At 73.3% G+C, this 16,666-nt stretch carries 15 protein-coding genes; 12 read left to right on the forward strand and 3 right to left on the reverse strand.

Translation table 11 applies throughout. The features are described 5' to 3' along the window. Positions 1-18: 18 nt before the first annotated feature. The 7 genes from D9598_RS16125 to mnhG all read left to right on the forward strand — a co-directional run bounded on the left by D9598_RS16125 (position 19) and on the right by mnhG (position 6,434). Entirely contained in the window at positions 19-711 is a 693-nt protein-coding gene (locus tag D9598_RS16125; RefSeq protein ID WP_198367567.1) for a phosphatase PAP2 family protein, read from the forward strand. A gap of 92 nt (positions 712-803) precedes the next feature. After that, the gene (gene mbhE, locus D9598_RS16130) at positions 804-3,545 is read left to right on the forward strand and encodes a hydrogen gas-evolving membrane-bound hydrogenase subunit E (protein WP_232477319.1); all 2,742 of its coding nucleotides are present in this window, start codon (positions 804-806) and stop codon (positions 3,543-3,545) included. After that, positions 3,542-3,991, forward strand: coding sequence for a sodium:proton antiporter (locus tag D9598_RS16135; RefSeq protein WP_198367568.1), 450 nt, complete (start codon positions 3,542-3,544; stop codon positions 3,989-3,991). Before mbhE ends, D9598_RS16135 begins: the two co-directional genes overlap by 4 nt. Beyond that, a complete protein-coding gene (locus D9598_RS16140) occupies positions 3,984-5,468 on the forward strand; it encodes a proton-conducting transporter membrane subunit (RefSeq protein WP_198367569.1) in 1,485 nt (494 codons plus the stop codon). Before D9598_RS16135 ends, D9598_RS16140 begins: the two co-directional genes overlap by 8 nt. Then, positions 5,465-5,809 carry a Na+/H+ antiporter subunit E gene (locus D9598_RS16145; RefSeq protein ID WP_198367570.1) on the forward strand — a complete coding sequence of 115 codons (345 nt, stop codon included), beginning with the start codon at positions 5,465-5,467 and terminating at the stop codon, positions 5,807-5,809. The genes D9598_RS16140 and D9598_RS16145 overlap by 4 nt, the downstream gene beginning before the upstream one ends. After that, complete coding sequence (locus D9598_RS16150) at positions 5,806-6,063, forward strand: monovalent cation/H+ antiporter complex subunit F (RefSeq protein ID WP_198367571.1); 258 nt, start codon at positions 5,806-5,808, stop codon at positions 6,061-6,063. The genes D9598_RS16145 and D9598_RS16150 overlap by 4 nt, the downstream gene beginning before the upstream one ends. Beyond that, positions 6,060-6,434, forward strand: coding sequence for a monovalent cation/H(+) antiporter subunit G (gene mnhG, locus D9598_RS16155; protein WP_198367572.1), 375 nt, complete (start codon positions 6,060-6,062; stop codon positions 6,432-6,434). The genes D9598_RS16150 and mnhG overlap by 4 nt, the downstream gene beginning before the upstream one ends. Positions 6,435-6,472: 38 nt before the next feature. Here the strand turns inward: mnhG and D9598_RS16160 are convergent, their stop codons facing one another. Beyond that, the gene (locus D9598_RS16160; protein ID WP_198367573.1) at positions 6,473-6,730 is read right to left on the reverse strand and encodes a hypothetical protein; all 258 of its coding nucleotides are present in this window, start codon (positions 6,728-6,730) and stop codon (positions 6,473-6,475) included. 330 nt (positions 6,731-7,060) lie between these two features. Here D9598_RS16160 and D9598_RS16165 point away from each other — a divergent pair, with 330 nt between their 5' ends. Continuing rightward, positions 7,061-7,372 (forward strand): hypothetical protein, encoded by a 312-nt coding sequence (locus D9598_RS16165; protein ID WP_198367574.1) that lies wholly within the window; start codon positions 7,061-7,063, stop codon positions 7,370-7,372. A 51-nt stretch (positions 7,373-7,423) separates the two neighbouring features. Here D9598_RS16165 and D9598_RS16170 read toward each other — a convergent pair whose 3' ends face one another. Together D9598_RS16170 and D9598_RS16175 are read right to left on the reverse strand one after the other, a co-directional pair. Further along, on the reverse strand, positions 7,424-8,929 hold the full coding sequence (locus D9598_RS16170) for a hypothetical protein (RefSeq protein WP_198367575.1): 1,506 nt from the start codon (positions 8,927-8,929) through the stop codon (positions 7,424-7,426). A 242-nt stretch (positions 8,930-9,171) separates the two neighbouring features. Further along, positions 9,172-12,513, reverse strand: a complete 3,342-nt coding sequence (locus tag D9598_RS16175) for an AAA family ATPase (protein WP_198367576.1) — start codon at positions 12,511-12,513, stop codon at positions 9,172-9,174. 154 nt (positions 12,514-12,667) lie between these two features. Between D9598_RS16175 and D9598_RS16180 the strand changes: the two genes are divergently transcribed. Genes D9598_RS16180 through D9598_RS16195 form a run of 4 tightly spaced genes read left to right on the forward strand, consistent with a single transcriptional unit; the run spans position 12,668 to position 16,665 of the window. Beyond that, positions 12,668-14,749 (forward strand): S8 family serine peptidase, encoded by a 2,082-nt coding sequence (locus tag D9598_RS16180; protein ID WP_198367577.1) that lies wholly within the window; start codon positions 12,668-12,670, stop codon positions 14,747-14,749. Then, complete coding sequence (locus D9598_RS16185) at positions 14,746-15,807, forward strand: radical SAM protein (protein ID WP_198367578.1); 1,062 nt, start codon at positions 14,746-14,748, stop codon at positions 15,805-15,807. Before D9598_RS16180 ends, D9598_RS16185 begins: the two co-directional genes overlap by 4 nt. A 16-nt stretch (positions 15,808-15,823) precedes the next feature. After that, positions 15,824-16,063 carry a hypothetical protein gene (locus tag D9598_RS16190; protein ID WP_198367579.1) on the forward strand — a complete coding sequence of 80 codons (240 nt, stop codon included), beginning with the start codon at positions 15,824-15,826 and terminating at the stop codon, positions 16,061-16,063. Continuing rightward, positions 16,060-16,665, forward strand: a complete 606-nt coding sequence (locus D9598_RS16195) for a hypothetical protein (RefSeq protein WP_198367580.1) — start codon at positions 16,060-16,062, stop codon at positions 16,663-16,665. The genes D9598_RS16190 and D9598_RS16195 overlap by 4 nt, the downstream gene beginning before the upstream one ends. The last annotated feature ends 1 nt before the right edge of the window (position 16,666 follow it).

A 16,666-nucleotide genomic window follows, 5' to 3' on the forward strand; every position in this document is an offset into this window, starting at 1 on the left:
GCCGGGAGGCCCGGCGGGATGGAGCGTCCCGCCGGGCCCGCGAGATTCGGCTGGGGACAGTTCGCCACCCTGGCGGCGCTGCTGGTCTGCGCCGGCGGGATGCTCGCCTTCGCCGGCCTGATGGACAGCGCCCTCGACGGCGATACGCGCGACTTCGACGAGGGCCTCCTGCTCGCCCTGCGCCGGCCGGGCGATCCGGCCGACCCGATCGGGCCCTTCTGGCTCGAGGTCATGATGCGCGACTTCACCGCGCTGGGCAGCCACGCGGTGCTGCTGCTGATCGGGCTGGTGGCGCTGGGCTACATCCTGATGCTGCGGAAGTGGTTTTCCGCGCTGCTGCTGGTGCTCTCCTTCGGCGGCGGCATGGCGCTGAACAGCCTGCTCAAGCTCGGCTTCGACCGCCCCCGCCCCGAGTTGGTGGCACACCTGGTGGAGGTGCACACGGCGAGCTTCCCGAGCGGTCACGCCATGCTGTCCGCCACCTGCTATCTGACACTCGGTACCCTTCTCGCCGGCGTGACTGAGGCAGGGCGGCTGAAAGCCTATATCCTCGGCATCGCCATCCTGCTGGCGCTGCTGGTCGGCGCCAGCAGGATCTATCTCGGCGTCCACTGGCCGACCGACGTGCTGGCCGGCTGGTGCCTCGGCGCCGCCTGGTCCATGGCCTGCTGGCTGGTGCTGCGCGGCTGGCTGGCCTGGAGGAGACGCTAGGGCGGGCCCGGCCCGCTCACTTTCTCGTGCAACGAACAACATGTATATAAGTTAATCTTTTGGCGGCTGCGGTATGGAGGGGGACAGGGTCATTGAGTATCGGGTTGCTACTGGGCCTGGCGGTGCTGGGCGCCCTCCTGGCCGCGCCGGTTTCGCATCTGACGGGCCGCTTCTGCGGCTGGGCGCTGGGCCTCCTGCCCGCCACCCTCTTCGCCGGCTTCCTCTCCATGGCCGGCACGGTGGCGGGCGGCGAGGTGATCGGCGTGCGGCTGCCCTGGGCGCCCTCGCTCGGCATTGACCTCGACTTCCGCCTCGACGGCTTCTCCCTCCTCTTCGCCCTGCTGATCACCGGGATCGGCGCGCTGGTCGTGGTCTATTCGGGCGCCTACATGGCGGAGAAGCAGCCCACCACCCGCGCCCGCTTCCTGACCCTGATCCTGCTGTTCATGACCGCGATGCTGGGCGCGGTGCTCTCGGACAACCTGATCAGCCTCTTCGTCTTCTGGGAGCTGACCAGCCTGCTCTCCTTCCTGCTGATCGGCTTCGAGAGCCACAGCCCGACGGCGCGGCGCTCGGCCATTCAGTCGCTGCTGGTGACGGCGGGCGGCGGGCTGGCGCTGCTGGCCGGCATCCTGCTGATCGGCGCCACGCTCGGCAGCTTCTCCCTGTCCGAGGCCGCCGCCCGTTCGGACGAGATCCTGGCCAGCCCCTGGCGCACCTGGATCATCCTCTTCGTGCTGCTCGGCGCCTTCACCAAGTCGGCGCAGTATCCCTTCTACTTCTGGCTGCCCAACGCCATGCAGGCGCCGACCCCGGCCTCGGCCTACCTGCATTCGGCGACCATGGTGAAGCTCGGCATCTACCTGCTGGCCCGCTTCGAGCTGGTGCTCGGCGATGCCGCGCTGTACCGCGAGGCGCTGGTCGCGGTCGGCTCCGTCACCATGCTGGTCGCCGCCATCCAGGCCCTGCGCGCCACCGGCTTCAAGGCGGTGCTGGCCTATTCCACCGTCGCCTCGCTCGGCATCCTGGTGATGCTGACCGGCCTGGACGGCGAGGCCACGGTGGTCGCCACCGTCGGCTTCATCCTGGCGCATGCCTTCTACAAGGCGGCCCTCTTCTTCTGCGCCGGCACGGTGATCCACGCCACCGGCGAGGCGACGCTGCGCAAGCTCGGCGGCGTCGCCCGCTTCCTGCCGCTCACCGCCGCCGCCGCCGTCCTGGCCAGCCTGTCCATGGCCGGCCTGCCCCCCTTCATGGGCTTCATCTCGAAGGAGGTGCTGTTCGAGGCGCAGCTCGCCAGCTCCTGGGACGCGGCGCCGGTCGTCGTCGCCGTGCTGGTCAACGCGGTGATGGTGGGCATCGCCGGGGTGGTCTCGCTGCGGCCCTTCTTCCTCAACCGCCACCGCACCACGACGGTGAAGCATGGCGAGACGCCGGGCCTGCTCTTCGGCCCGCTGGTGCTGGCCCTGGCCGGCCTGGTCTTCAGCCTCTGGCCGGAGGGGGTGAGCCAGTATGTCATCGCCCCCGCCGCCTCGGCCATCCGCGGCGAGCCGGTCGAGGTCAGCTTCAAGCTGTGGCACGGGCTGACGCCGATGCTGGCGCTGAGCGTGCTGGTGATCGTCGTCGGCGGCCTGATCCTGATGCTGTGGCAGCCGATCCATGCCGGGCTGCGCGGGCTGAAGCGGCTCGACCGCTTCTCGGGCGACCACGGCTACGAATGGGGCATGCGCCGCCTCGACGAGCTGGCCGAGGCCACCGCCCGGAGCCTGCAGCACGGCGATCTGAGGCGCTACCTGGCCACGATCTTCGCCACCGTGCTGCTCCTGGCCGGCCTCGGCCTGGCGATGAGCGGCGGGCTGGCGCTCACCTCCCAGGACCGGCTGCGCCCGGAGGTGCTGGGCCTGCTGATCATCGGCCTGGCCGGCGGGCTGACCGCCGCGCGGGCGGATTCGCTGCTCACCGGCCTGGTCGCCGTCGGTCTGGTCGGGCTCTGCATCGCGCTGATCTTCCTGCTCAACGGCGCGCCGGACCTGGCGCTGACGCAGTTCTCGGTCGAGGCCCTGCTGGTCGTCCTGCTGACCGCCACCCTGCTGCGCCTGCCGCTGGAGCCCGGCATCGCGCGCAGCGAGGCGGAGCGGCGGCGCGACGGCCTGCTGGCCGCCGGCTTCGGGCTCCTGGTCTTCCTGGCGCTGCAATCGGTGTTGTCGCAGCCGCTGGACACGCGCCTCTCCGACTACTTCGCCCAGGCCAGCTACCCGGAAGCCTTCGGGCGCAACGTGGTGAACGTCATCCTGGTCGATTTCCGCGCCATGGACACCTTCGGCGAGACCGCCGTGCTGGGCTTCGCCGCCATCACCGTCTGGGCCCTGCTGCGGCCGCCGGCGGGGCAGAAGGAGGATGGCGGCGGCCAGGGCTCCTCCGCCCTCGTGCTGCGCGCCATGGACCGGATCTTCTTCGTCATGCTGGGGGTCGCCTCGCTGTGGATCCTGCTGCGCGGCCACAACGAGCCGGGCGGCGGCTTCATCGGCGGGCTGGTCGCGGCGCTGGGCTTCGCCATCGTCGCCCTGGCCAAGGGCGTCGGCGCGGCGCGGCGCCTGCTGCGCCTGCATCCCCTCGGGCTCGCCGGCGCCGGCCTGCTCTTCGCCCTGCTGAGCGGCCTGCCCGGCCTCGCGCTGCACGGCGCCTTCCTGCAGCACCTGTGGTTCAGCCCGGTGATCCTCGGCGTGGAGGTGAAGTTCGGCACCACCCTGTTCTTCGATATCGGCGTCTATCTCGTTGTCCTCGGCAGCGTGCTCGCCTTCCTCTTCCGCCTCTACCGGGAGCCCGCCCGATGATCCTGCTGCTGAGCGCCGCCATCGCCCTGCTCGCGGCCTGCGGGGTGTTCCTGATGCTGTCGCGCAACCTGGTGCGACTGGTGCTCGGGATTTCCCTGCTCTCGACCGCGGTCAACCTGCTGATCTTCGCCATGGGGCGGATCGGCACCACGGTGCCGCCGCTCATCCCGCCCGGGACGCAGAGCCTGGCGCCGGCCGCCGCCAACCCCCTGCCGCAGGCCCTGGTGCTGACCGCCATCGTCATCGGCTTCGCGCTGGTCGCCTTCCTGGCGGCGCTGGTGCTGCGCCTCTACGGCCGCTTCGGCACCCTCGACAGCCGCGAGATCGACGCGGCCGAGCGGCTGGGTGACCCCTTCCTCGAGCCGCCGAGGCCGGAGAGCCCGAGGCCGGCGCCCGGAAGGCCGGCGGCCGGAACGCCGCCGGCGGAGGCCGCGCGGCATGCGTGACGCCGCCCTGACCCTGGCCCCCGTCGCCCTGCCGCTCGGCGGCGCGGCGCTGGCCGCCCTGCTCGGGGCGCGCCCGGCGGCGCAGCGCGGCGTGACGGCGGTGACGCTGCTCGCACTGCTGCTCGGCGCCGCCGCCCTGCTCGCCCGCGTGCTGTCGGCGGGCCCCGTCGTCACTGCCTTCGGCGGCTGGCCCGCGCCCTTCGGCGTGGTGTTCAGCGCCGATCCGCTGGGCGCCGCGCTGGTGCTGGTCAGCGCCTTCGTCGCCTGCGCCGCCCTCCTCTTCGGCCGCGCCGCGCTGCGCCGCAGCCAGGAGAGGGCCGGCTTCCATCCCCTCTTCCTCGGCATGATAGCGGGGGTGAACGGCGCCTTCCTCACCGGCGACATCTTCAACCTCTATGTCTGGTTCGAGGTGATGCTGGTGACGGCGATGGGGCTGCTGCTGCTCGACCGCAGCCGCGCGCAACTCGACGGCACGCTGCGCTACGCGGCGATGAACATCCTCGGCACCATCCTGTTCCTGACCGCCGTGGCGCTGCTCTACGGCCTGACCGGCACGCTGAACCTGGCGGAGCTGGCGGTGCGGGTGCCACAGATGGCGCCCTCGGCCGGGCTGACCGTGACGGCCTTCCTCCTGCTCGCCGGCTTCGGCATCAAGGCGGGCTTCTTCCCGTTGTTCTTCTGGCTGCCCGCCTCCTACCACACCGCCCCGATCGTCGTGGCCGCGGCCTTCGCCGGGCTGCTGACCAAGGTCGGCGTCTATGCCTGCCTGCGGATCCTGCCGATGGTGCTGCCGGCGGTGCCGGGACTGCGCGAGGTGATGCTGGGCATGGCGGCGGCGACCATGCTGGCCGGCGTGCTCTGCGCCTTCGCGCAATGGGACATCCGCCGCATGCTGGGCTTCAGCATCGTCAGCGGCGTCGGGCAGATGCTGATGGGGCTGGCGCTGGCCACGCCCGGCGGCCTGACCGGCGCGGTGTTCTACATGCTGCACCACATCGTCGTCATGGCCGCACTGTTCCTGCTGGCCGGCGCGATCCGCCGCGCCTGCGGCAGCTACGACCTGCGGCGGTGCGGCGGGCTGATGCGGCGGCGGCCGGCGCTGGCGGCACTGTTCGCCGTCGCCGCCCTGTCGCTCGCCGGCATGCCGCCCTTCTCCGGCTTCTGGGCCAAGCTGCTGGTGATCGATGCCAGCCTGCGCGCCGGGCACCTCTGGCTGGCGGGCACGGCGCTGCTGGTCGGGCTGCTGACGCTCTACTGCATGGCGACGGTCTGGATCGAGGCCTTCTGGAAGGACGCGCCCCCGCGGCGGCCCGAGGGCCCGCCGGCGCGGCCGCGCGCCGTGCCGGCGCCGATGCTCTGGTCGATCGGCCTGCTGGCCGCCCTGACGCTGGCCATGGGGCTGCTGGTGGACCCGGTCTCCCGCTTCTCCGCGCTGGCGGCGGCGCCCCTGTTGCCGGCGGCGGGAGGCGCGCCATGAGGATCCTCGCCCTGCCCCGGCAGGTGCTGGCGGCGCTGGTCCTGCTGGGCATCTTCCTGATCGACCTGGTCGTCTCCTCGATCGCCGTGGCGCGGATCGTCCTGGCGAGGCAGCCACGCACCCATCCGGCCATCGTCATCGTGCCGGTGGAACTGCGCCACGCCTGGGCGACGGTGATCTTCGCCTGCTTCCTCTCGCTGACACCGGGCTCGACCTGCCTGCATGTCAGCGAGGATCGCCGCCGGCTCTATGTCCATCTGCTCGATGCCGAGGATCCGGCGCGGGCGGTGGCGCGCTTCAAGCGGCTCTATGAACGCTGGATCCGGAGGCTGGAACCATGACCACGCTGCTGATCCTGGTGCTGCTGGCGCCGCTGGCGCTGGCCGCCTACCGCATGCTGCACGGGCCGGGCTATGCCGACCGCTTCGTGGCGCTCGACATGCTCACGGCCGTGGCGATCGGCTTCGCGGCGCTGACGGCGACGCTGACCGGGCACTCGGCCTATCTCGACGTGGCGCTGGGCCTGTCGCTGATCAACTTCATCGCCACCTGCGCCTTTGCCGCCTTCCTGGAGCGTAAGGGAGGCGGGAGATGAGCCTGACGCAGGGCCTCGCATGGCTCGCCCAGGGGCTGGGCGTGCTGTTCCTCTGCATCGCCGCGCTGGGCGTGGTGCGGCTGGCCGACCCGTTCCAGAGGATGCACGCGGCGACCAAGGCCGGCACGCTCGGCGCAAGCCTGGTGCTGCTGGGCAGCATGCTGATCGATGGCAGCCGGGACGGCATCGTGACGGGGGCGGGCACGATCCTGCTGCTGCTGCTGACCCTGCCGGTGGCGGCGCAGCTGCTGGGCCGCGCCGCGTACATGTCGGGCGCAACGCTGCGCGGGCTGCACGGAGAGGACCCGCTGTCCGGCATCCTGTCCCGGCAGGAGGCACCCCTGGAGGAGCGCAGCAGCCGGGAGGAGTAGCGCTCCGCCCGGCCCAGCCCAGCTCGGCCCGGCACGGATCAGTCGGGGCGGCCGACGATACGCAGCAGCGGCGCCGTTTCGCCCGCCTCCCCCTCATCCTCCTCGCCGGCGGCTTCCTCGTCCGTCCCGGCCTCGCCGAAGCTCAGCAGCCGCTCGGCGGCATCGACCTCCATCAGGGCTTCCATGACGGTCCGGCGGCATTCGGCCGCGGGCTCGTTCAGGGCGTCCATGAGCAGCTCCTGGGCAACCTGGATACGGATGCGGGCGGCAGCGCGGGTGGTGGGGGGCGTGAACATGGGGAAGCGCTCTTAATTGTTCGATAAGTGAAGTAACGACGAATTCTTGCACCGCCTCCACCCACAACCCCGCCAGCTTTGTCACATATTGTCAGTTCGTCTCAATTAAAATACAGTGCCCCCGCCAAAGCCCCCGGTCCGCCTCGGCGACTGCCGGGAAAGATTCCAGACTTACCCGGGCGGGGCAGGAAAGTCGGCCGGGTATCTCCCAGCGTGCGGCAACCCGGCAGGGAGAAAGGCGGCAGCCTCATACCAAAAAATATTATTCATCTCGTAAAATGGATGTATGGTTGCCTTACCCATCGCAGATCCTCACGCCGCGAGACCAGCATGTCACAGAATTTCCCCCAGAACTTTCCGGGCCGCGCAAGACCTCGCCAGAGCCGTCGGGTCTCGGACAAGATCTTCCAGGCCTTCCATCAGGCCTGCGATCAAGGTGAGATCGAGGTCGCCAAAGTCCTCCTCTATTCCCTTGAAGTCATCGCCAGCCAGAATGTCTTGCCGTCCGACCAGAGGCGCAACAAACCCGACCTCATGGCCGCGCATCGCAAGATCTGGCAATTGGAGCAGGAGGCGCAGCTGATCCGGTCGCTGCTCAATCCATCCCCGGAGCCGGGGTGGGGCCGGACGACGAAGCCCTGAACGCGGGGCCGCCAAGGGCGCAGCCTGCGGTTGCAGCCCGCGCCGCCCGGCTCATGGCAGCAGGGGTGGCGGCCGGCCCTGCGGTGCCTCGCGCACCAAGCACCAGCGGAGCTCGTCCGGCGCCGGGCCGCAGCCCGGCCACCAGCTCTGCCGGCAGGAGAGGTTGGCCGGCGTCATCCAGCGCGGGGCAGCCTGACATTGCCGCCACCAGTCCGGGCTGGCCGAGGCGGCGTTGAAGGACAGCGTCTCCAGCCAGAGATAGCCCAGCCGCTCGAAGAGCGGCAGCGTGCCCGTGACCCAGGCCCATTTGGCGGGCAGCGCCGGCCGCGCCACGGCGATCGCGCCGCGCCCGACCGCGCGCCTGTAGCCTTTCAGGAAATGCGATTCCAGCCGCACGCCGAATCGCCCCCCGCCATAGCCGATCAGCGCCTCCGCCACGGTCAGGTCGCAGGCATCGGGCAGGATCAGCGCCGTGGGAAAGGCCAGCAGCGTGCCGGGAAAGGTGCCGGCGCGGGCGAAGAGGTCGATCTCGAAGAAGTAGCCCACCACGCGCATCCGCCGCATGGTCGCGGCGACATGACCGGGGACGGCGTCCGGCGACAGGCCGGCCCAGGCCCGGCCCAGGGTGCTCCAGACCTCGGAGACCGTCGCGTAGTCATCCTCCGTCGCGGCCCAGTGGCGCTCCAGCGCGGCGCTGAAGCCGCGCGCCTCGCCCGCCTTCGCGTCCCGCACCACACGCTCCAGCGTCTCCTGCGCCCCCACCCCGCCCCAGGAGACGACATGCACGAGATGGTGCGGCCCGCCTCCGGCATCGAGATAGGCCTGCAGCAGGAAGCCGAGCCCCTGGGCCGTCAGCCCGCCCTGGCTCTGCCCCGTCAGCACCACCTCGCCGCCGCCGCGCGCATAGTCCGCCGCGTCGCGCACCAGCCGCAGCGCCGCGTTCGACGAGAACTGCGCCCGGCCGAAGGTCAGACCCGAGGCCCAGCCGCGGAAGTCGCGATGCTCGAAGACATGCGTGCCGGCGACGGCGTAGATCCGGTGCGGTGCCAGGCCCGCCTCCGGCCGGGCCTCCAGGACGGCGGCCGCGAATCCCGTATAGGCATCGGTATGGAGGGCGGCGAGGCGGTAGTCCGGCAGGTCGCGCAGCAGGGGCGTGGTGTCGAGCGAAAGGCCGCCCGCGCCGGAGGCCTCCGGCTGGCGGATATCGTAGGCGAGGTCGGCGGCCTTCACCGTGGCCTCATCCACCTGTGACAGCGGGCTGAGGCGCGAGCGCGGATCTCGCAGGGCGCGTTCGGCGGTCTGGCCGGGCAGGTAGAGGGTGGCGGGATTTCCCTCCGGCGCCCGCAGGTCCCGCACCTGCCCCAGATGCAGCTCCAGCCGCAATTGCCGGTCGGCGCGGTCGATCCTGGCGCGGATGTCGTGCCGCGCGAGGATCTCGCTCGCGAAGGGCACCAGGTCGGTGAAGGACAGGCGCAGATCCCGCGCCGCGCCGGGGGGCGGGGCGACGGTCGGGCCGCAGCGGGCCAGTTGCTCGGTGGTCGATGCCGGAGGCTCCACCGGCTCCGCCCGGCCGCCCGCCGGTGCCAGCAGGGCCAGCAGCGGCAGGAGGGCCCATGCCGGGAGGCGGCACCACGGCCAGCAGCGCCGGCGTGGCCCCGGCGGCTTCCGCCCTCGATCCAACCCGCCGCTCAGCACGCCGCCATCCACCGCTCCGGCCCCTGGTGGCGGGGCAATGCCACCGCCATCGCGGCCGGTCCAGGCCGCCCTGGCGGGACGGCGGCGCGGCGCGGGGGGCTGCCTCAGCCGGCCAGTTCGCCCGGCCCGACCGTCTCGGCCCCCTCGCCGTCAGGCCGGGCGAGCCGCCGCCGCCGGGCCTCCAGCGCCGGCCGGCGCGGATCGGCCGGCGGCAGCGTGGCGAGCAGGCTCTCCAGCGCGCGCCGCTCCAGCACCGGCGCGCCCTGCTCCGCCGCCAGCGCGACCGCCGCCCGCAGGCTGTCCAGTGCCGCCTCCACCCCGGCCCCCAAGGCCAGCAGGGCGAGCCCATGCAGGCGGTGCAGCTCGGCCGCCAGGAAGCGCACACCGTTCCGCTCCACCTCGGCCAGCCCCGCGGCGGCGGTAGCGGCGGCGTCCTCGGCCTGGCCGAGCCGCAGCTGCGCATCCGCCAGCAGCATCAGGCCATAGGAGCGGACCATGTCGCCGCCGATCGCCGCGAAGTCGCGCAGCCCCTGCCGCAGCCGCCGCAGGCCGGCCTTGCCCGCCTCCGGTGCCGCCGCGTCGGTGGCGCGGGCCACCTGCGCCCAGCCGGCCAGGGTCTCGCCCCAGGCCGCCCAGTAGGGAAAGCCCTGGCCATGGGCCAGGGCGATGACCGTCTCGGCCTGCCGCAGGGTCTCCGCCGGCTGCCCCAGGCTCTGCCGCAGGGAGGCGGAGAAGCTCAGCGCGAAGGCACGGCTGTGGGGATGGCGCAGCCGCCCGCCAAGCTCGAGCGCCTGGGCATCCAGCGCCAGCGCCTCGGCGGCACGGCCGCGGAACCACCGGGTCCAGCCCAGGGCGCAGAGCGTGAGGGTGCCCGGATCGGAGCCGAATTCGAAGCGCTGCGCCGCGTCGCGCTGCGGCCGGTACAGCGCCCAGGCCGCCTCCAGCTCGGCCTCGGCCACGGCGAAGTCGCCCTGGTAGAGCGCTACCAGCCCCGCCAGCCGCCGCGCCTGCACCACCAGCCCGGGCTCGTCGAGCCGGTTCGCCAGCTCCAGCATGCGCCGGCCCAGCGGCTGCGCCACGGCGAGCTGGCCGCGCACGATATAGAAGGTCTGCAGGCCATAGAGCGCGCGATAGGCGGCGGGCGTGCCGGCGATGTCCTGGCTCAGCGCCAGGGCGGCGTCGAAGGCCTGCTGCACCTCGGGCGCGCCGTTGCCCCGCGTGATCAGATACTGGGTGCCCAGGGCGATGTGCAGCCGCAGCGCCGTCTCGGCGGCGGGGCCGCGCGGCGGCTCGCCCAGCAGATCCAGCGCATGGCGGAAATGCGCCACCGCCTCGGTGCTGGCCGAGCGCTCGGCGGCGGCGCGGCCGGCGCGCTCCCAGGCCGCCACCGCCTCGGCCCGGAGCCCCGCCAGGCCCAGATGGTTGGCCAGGATCTCCGGCCGCCCGGCCACCTCGGCCGCGAACTCGCCGCGCAGCGCATCGGCGATGCGCCGGTGGATGACGCGCCGGTGGCCGTGCAGCAGCGATTCATAGGCGGCCTCCTGGATCAGCGCGTGGCGGAAGCTGTAGACGGCACCGTTCGGGCCGTGGCCGAGATGATCCAGGAAGCGCTCCTCGGCCAGCCGCCGCAGCGCCGCCGCGATCTCCGCCGCCGGGCGCTGCGCCACCGCCTGCGCCAGGCCCAGGCTGAAGCTGCGGCCGAGCGCGGCGCAGAGCTGGGCCACCGGCTTGTCCGCCGCCATGCGGTCGAGCCGCGCCATCAGCGAGCCCTGCAGGGTCTTGGGCATGCTCAGCGGCTGCAACGGGCCCGCCAGCTCGTAATGCCCCGCCCGCTCGCGCAGCTGGCCGGATTCCAGCACCGTGCTGGTCAGTTCCTCGACGAAGAGGGGAATGCCCTCGGTGCGTCGCACGATCTCCCACTGCACCGCCGCCGGCAGGCGCTTGCCGCCCGCCACCGCCGTGACCAGCGCCTCGGTCTCGGCCGCCGGCAGGGGATGCAGCTCGACCCTGGCGATGCCGGGATGGTCCAGCAGGGGATCGGCGAATTCGGGCCGGGTCGTCATCGCCACCAGCACCGGGGCATCCTGCGGCGCCGCCTCCAGCCGCGACAGCACGCCCTCCAGCAGGCTCAGCGTCGAATCATCCGCCCAGTGCAGGTCCTCGACCAGCAGCAGCAGGCCGCGCGGCGCGGCGCGGGCCAGCAGGCATTCCGCCACCGCCGCCAGGCCCCGCTCGCGCCACAACCGGGGGGAGGCCGCCTCTCCGGCCGCCACCGGCAGGGCCTGCGGCGCCAGGATGCCGGTCAGCCCGTCCAGCAGCGCCTGCCGGCCGGCGTCATCGAGCCCCTCGGGCACGGCGGCGGCGATCCCGTCATGGACCATCTCCGGCGTGGCGCCCTCCGGCAGGCCGAGCAGGACGGCCAGCGGGCGGGCCAGGGGTTGCAGGGCGCTGGTGCGATGCTCCGGCAGGCACTGGCAGGTGAGCACCAGGGGCGCGTCGTCGGACAGGCCGTCGCGGAACTCGCGCAGGAGCCGGGACTTACCGACGCCGGCCTCGCCATGCAGCAGCACGGCCCCGCCCCGCCCCTGCCGCGCCGCCCTCCAGAGGCGGCCCATCATTTCCAGCTCGCGCCGGCGGCCGCAGAAGGGGGCCAGCACGGGCCGCGCCTCCAGGCGGCTGGAGGCGCCGCTCCGCCCGAGCACCGCATAGGCCTCGACCGGCAGCGGCAGGCCGCGCAGGGGGAAGGCGCCGAGCGGCTCGCCGATGAAGAAGCCGCTCGCCGCGTGCCAGGTGGCGCCGCTCGCCACCAGCTGGCCCGGCGCGGCCGCCTGATGCAGCCGGCCGGCCACGTTGGTGGCCGCCCCGATCACCGCCATGGCCTCGCGCGCCGGCCCGTCGCCGAGGTCGCCGGCCATCACCTGATCGGTATGGGCGGCGAGGCGGACGGCCAGGGCGGGCGCGCCATCCCGGCTCAGCCGCTCGCTCAGCACCCGCACCGCCCGCAGCACGCCAAGCCCCGCCTCCAGCGCGCAGACCGCGTCATCCTCATGCGCGAGCGGAAAGCCGAAGCAGGCCAGCACGCCGTCGCCGGCGTATTGAAGGATGCGGCCGCCGCGGCTGCCGACCTCGCTGGCGCAGGCCTGGCGATAGGCGAGGATGACCGCGCCATAGGCCTCCGCGTCGAGGCGGCTCGACAGGCCCACCGAATCGACGATGTCGCAGAACAGCAGCGTGACCAGACGCAGCTCGGCCTGCGGCGCGGCGGCCGCGGCGTCGGGCGCCTGGGCCAGGGGCTGGCCGCACTGGCCGCAGAAGCGCGCGCCGGGACCGGCCGGGCTGCCGCAGGCCAGGCAATGGAGCGAGAGCGGCCGGCCGCAGCGGGAGCAGGCTCGCCCCTCGGCAGGGTTCCACCCACCGCAGGCCGCGCATGCGACGTTCTGTGGCATCCGCAGTTCCATTCCGGCGCAGCTGTCTGTGCGCCCCGTCACAGTACCGGCGGCCCGGTCGGCTGACAATGTCGTTGCGGAGGCGTCCGGGACAACGCAAGATTCGGTCACCGGGCCGCCTTTCGCCACCCTGAGGCCGTGAGGGAGACCGTCCTTGTCACCGCAGATGCCCAGCCAGGAGATGCCCAGCCAGGAGCGGCAGACCGAATGTCACTGCCAGCGGGTCGAGACCGGCCTGCTGGATACCGATGGCTGCGAGAGGCTGGACCCGCGCCTGGGCAATCTGGCGCTCCGCGTTCAGTGCGAGATGCGCACGAGCCCGGTGGCGCGGGTCTTCATCCGCGCTTCCCGCCTGCCCTTCCACACCGGCCCCGAAGGCCTCTCCCCCGCCATCCCGGGGCTGGAACCCGGTTTCGTCACCGATGCGGAGGGCCGCATCCTCGCCGCCGGGATGCGGCCCGAGGCGCCACCCGGGCCGGGCCCCTACCTGTTCACCGCCCGCATCTGGATCGATCCGCGCCGGCCGCCCCCGCCCGGCGGGCCGATCGCCCTGCCGGCACTGCTGCGGCAGGAGGGCATCCTCTGGGTCGGCGCCGCGCCGCGGCTGCGGCCGCAGCTCGACTGGTCGATGCCGGAGATCGGCGCCACGCCACGCCCCGCCGGCGCGGCCACGGCCGCGGCCGCGCCACCACGCGGCGGCCGCGGCGTGGTGATCGGCGTCGCCGATTACGGCTGCGATATCGCCCACGCCAATTTCCGCCACGCCGATGGCCGCACCCGGCTGCTGGCCCTGTGGGACCAGAACCCGGCCGGGGCGCCGGCCGGAGGCCTGCCGCAGGGCCGCGAGCACGCGGCCGCCGCGATCGACGCCGCCCTCGACCACGCCGCCTCCGGGGGCGGCTGTCCCTATGACCGGCTCGGCTACGACCCGCACGCCAACTACTACACCGAGGCCGCCACGGTGGCCCCGGGCCAGGGCGCGCACGGGACGCATGTGCTGGACGTGGCGGCGGGGAACGGGCGCGGCACCGGCCTGCCGGGCCTGGCGCCGGAGGCGGAGCTGGTCTTCGTCCAGTTGCCGCGCTTCGATTGGGACAATGCCGCCGACCTGGCGCAGGGCGCCTGGGTCTACGAGGCCGCCGCCTATATCTTCCACAAGGCCGGCGACCGCCCGGCGGTGGTCAATCTCAGCCTCACCACCAACACCGGCCCGCATGACGGCAGCAATCTCGTCGAGCAGGCGCTGGAGGCGCTGCTGCGCCGCCCGGGCCGCGCCATCGTGGTCTGCGCCGGCAATGCCCGGACCAGCGGCATCCATGCCGGCGGCACGGTGCCGCCCGGGGAGGCCCGGCCGCTGCGCTGGCTGCTGCCGCCGGGCGACCATCTGGCCAACCGCCTGCTGCTCTGCCACGCGGCGGATGCGCCGCTCTCCGTCTCCCTGCTCGATCCGGCCGGCCGCGAGATTCCCCTGCCGCCGCCCGGCCAGGGCCGGCACGGCGCCTTCGCCCTGCGGCGCGGCGACGGCGCGCTGCTCGGCACGGTGGGGCTCGGGCAGGATGACGGCGGCGCCGCGGGCGGGCGGCCGCCGCTCCGCCAGATCCGCATCACCCTGCCCCCCTCCGGTGCGCCGGAGACCCAGGGCTGGACGCTGCTGCTGCGGGCGGGGGAACGGCCAGAGGAACGGCCAGAGGAACGGCCGGTGCGCTTCGATGCCTGGATCGAGCGCGACGACCCCTCGCAGTCCCGTTTCGACCCGGCCGACGCCGACCGCGCCATGACGCTGGGCTCGCTGGCCTGCGGCGAGAGCGCCATCGTCGTCGGCGCCTACAACGCCCTGGCGCAGCGCCGGCGCCCGGCGGCGCAGTTCAGCGCCGAGGGCCCGACCCGCGACGGGCGCCAGAAGCCGGACCTGATCGCCCCCGGCGTCGGCATCTACGCCGCGCGCTCCAAGGGCCGCTGCACCCCCGGCTGGGGCGGCGGCCTCTCGCCCGAGGCCGGCATGGTGCTGAGCGGCACCAGTCAGGCGGCGCCGCATGTCGCGGGCGCCGTCGCGCTGATGCTGGAGCGGGCGCGCGAGGCCGGCGGACCGCTGCCCGACGCGGCGCGGCTGCGCGACACCCTTCGCCGCACCGGCCGGCGCGACAGCCTGACCCCGGTCGAGGCCTGGGACGCGCATGCCGGCTGCGGCCGGCTCGACCTGCGCGCCGCGCTGGCGGCTCTCGGGGAGGCGTCATGAGCACGCCGCCCACCCTTCCGCTCCGCAACCCGGTGCTGGAGCGCCCGCTGAAGGTGACGCTGAGCTTCACCGCCAGCTGCAACCTCGACTGCCGCCATTGCTACGCCGATTGCAGCCGCGTCCCGCGCGCGGAGGAGATGCCGGCCGCCGACTGGATGCGGCTGATCGACCGGCTGGAGGAGGATGGCGTCATCGGCCTCTACATCGAGGGCGGCGAGCCGCTGCATCGCGCCGATTTCCTCGACGTGCTGCGCCACGCCGCCGGACGCTTCCATGTCCAGCTCCGCAGCAACGCCACGCTGGTCACGCCGGAGATGGCGCGAATCCTGCACGAGGACTGCCGGATCGCCACCCTGCTGGTCGATCTGCACGGCCCGGACGCCGCGGTGCACGACCACGCCACGCGCGCGCCCGGCAGCTTCGAGCGCACCCTCGGCGGCATCCGGGCCGCCCGCGCGGCGGGCATCGAGACGCAGATGCTGGTCATCATGACGCGGCTCAACGTCGATCACCTGCAGGGCTGCGTCGATCTCGCGGCGCGGCTCGGGCTCGAGACCATCGGCATCCTGCGGCCCTATCCGATCGGCCGCATGCGCCGCGCCTGGGACGAGGCCTCGCTGCCGCTCGAGGTGATGATGCGCGCGCTCGACGCGCTGCGCCTGCCGCCGGGGATGCGGCTGATGCAGTCCTGGCACCCGCGCGACGGCAATTGCTGCTGGCAGACGGCGGCGGTCGATCCGCGCGGCCACTCCATCGGCTGCGCCTATCTGCGCGAGTATGTCGATCTGGGCGATCTGCGCGAGGTCGCCTTCCTCGACACGTGGAACGCGCCGCTGCACCGGCTGCTGCGCTCGGGCGAGGTGGAGGCCAGTTGCGGCGACTGCGCGGCGAGCCAGGGCTCGCATGGCGGGTGCCGCGCCACCGCCTATGCCTTCCATGGCCGCTGGACGGCGCCCGACCCTTTCGACCTGCCGCTCAACCAGGGAGTGGACCTGCGGGTCCTGCCTGAGCATGCGCTACATCCTCGCCCCCAATCTGCGCCTCCGTCCGGTTCCTGAGCTGGACAGCTGCGTGGTGCTCGCGCCCGGAGAGGGTGGCGGGCCCCGCCTGCTGCGGCTGAACGCCCATGCCTGGCTGCTGCTGGAGCTCTGCCGGGCGGGGATGATGGCGACGGCGCTGCGGGAGGCCTATCGCGAGGCGGTGGTGCCGCCGCTCGACGCGGCGGCGGCGGCGGAGTCGCTGGACCAGGGGCTGGCGCTGCTGCTGCGCCAGGGCCTGCTGCTGGAGAAGAACCCGGAGGAGGCGATGCCATGAAGGCCGAGAACGATCTGGAGCGCCTGAAGGCGCGGATGCGGGCGGGCGCCGCGCTGGCGGCGCCGGAGGTGCGCGAGATCCGGCCCGAGATCCGGTCCGCCGGTCTCTGGCACATCACCGACACGGCGGCCGCCGGCGGGCCGGCCGGGCCGGCCGGACAGGATATCGCGAAGGGGATCGAGGAGGGCTTCCTCCTCGGCATGATGGTCCGCGAGGTGCGGTTCCGCGTGGCGCCCGAGAAGGCCGACGCCTTCCATGCCTGGCTGCGCCGCCACGAGCCGGACCTGCGGACGCTCGCGGCGCGCGAGGGCGTGCTCTACCGCGGCACCTATGGCGCCTTCGGCCGGCTGGGCAGCTATGTCACGCTCTGGGGCTATTCCTCCTTCGAGGCCATCCAGAAGTTCTCCATCGCCGTGGCGCGCCTCGACACGCCGCTCGGCGAGCGGCTGCGGGAGATGCAGGACTACGTCGATCTGCGCGATCCGGCCCATTACGAGGAGCAGCTGCTCCTGCCCGCCGCCGCCGGCCGCAGCCTCTCCCCCGCCGGCGATCCCGCGCCGGCGCCAGGGAAGCGCGCGCCGCGCCGCACCGGGCGCGGCTGAG

This window comes from Roseomonas sp. KE0001, assembly GCF_016107285.1.
Taxonomy (GTDB): Bacteria; Pseudomonadota; Alphaproteobacteria; order Acetobacterales; family Acetobacteraceae; genus Pseudoroseomonas.

Excerpts from the sequence above, each read along its gene's own strand:
- D9598_RS16125 (WP_198367567.1), top strand. The coding sequence starts at position 19 with ATGGAGCGTCCCGCCGGGCCCGCGAGATTCGGCTGGGGACAGTTCGCC.
- D9598_RS16135 (WP_198367568.1), top strand. The coding sequence starts at position 3,542 with ATGATCCTGCTGCTGAGCGCCGCCATCGCCCTGCTCGCGGCCTGCGGG.
- D9598_RS16140 (WP_198367569.1), top strand. The coding sequence starts at position 3,984 with ATGCGTGACGCCGCCCTGACCCTGGCCCCCGTCGCCCTGCCGCTCGGC.
- D9598_RS16145 (WP_198367570.1), top strand. The coding sequence starts at position 5,465 with ATGAGGATCCTCGCCCTGCCCCGGCAGGTGCTGGCGGCGCTGGTCCTG.
- D9598_RS16150 (WP_198367571.1), top strand. The coding sequence starts at position 5,806 with ATGACCACGCTGCTGATCCTGGTGCTGCTGGCGCCGCTGGCGCTGGCC.
- mnhG (WP_198367572.1), top strand. The coding sequence starts at position 6,060 with ATGAGCCTGACGCAGGGCCTCGCATGGCTCGCCCAGGGGCTGGGCGTG.
- D9598_RS16160 (WP_198367573.1), bottom strand. The coding sequence starts at position 6,730 with ATGTTCACGCCCCCCACCACCCGCGCTGCCGCCCGCATCCGTATCCAG.
- D9598_RS16165 (WP_198367574.1), top strand. The coding sequence starts at position 7,061 with ATGTCACAGAATTTCCCCCAGAACTTTCCGGGCCGCGCAAGACCTCGC.
- D9598_RS16175 (WP_198367576.1), bottom strand. The coding sequence starts at position 12,513 with ATGCCACAGAACGTCGCATGCGCGGCCTGCGGTGGGTGGAACCCTGCC.
- D9598_RS16185 (WP_198367578.1), top strand. The coding sequence starts at position 14,746 with ATGAGCACGCCGCCCACCCTTCCGCTCCGCAACCCGGTGCTGGAGCGC.
- D9598_RS16195 (WP_198367580.1), top strand. The coding sequence starts at position 16,060 with ATGAAGGCCGAGAACGATCTGGAGCGCCTGAAGGCGCGGATGCGGGCG.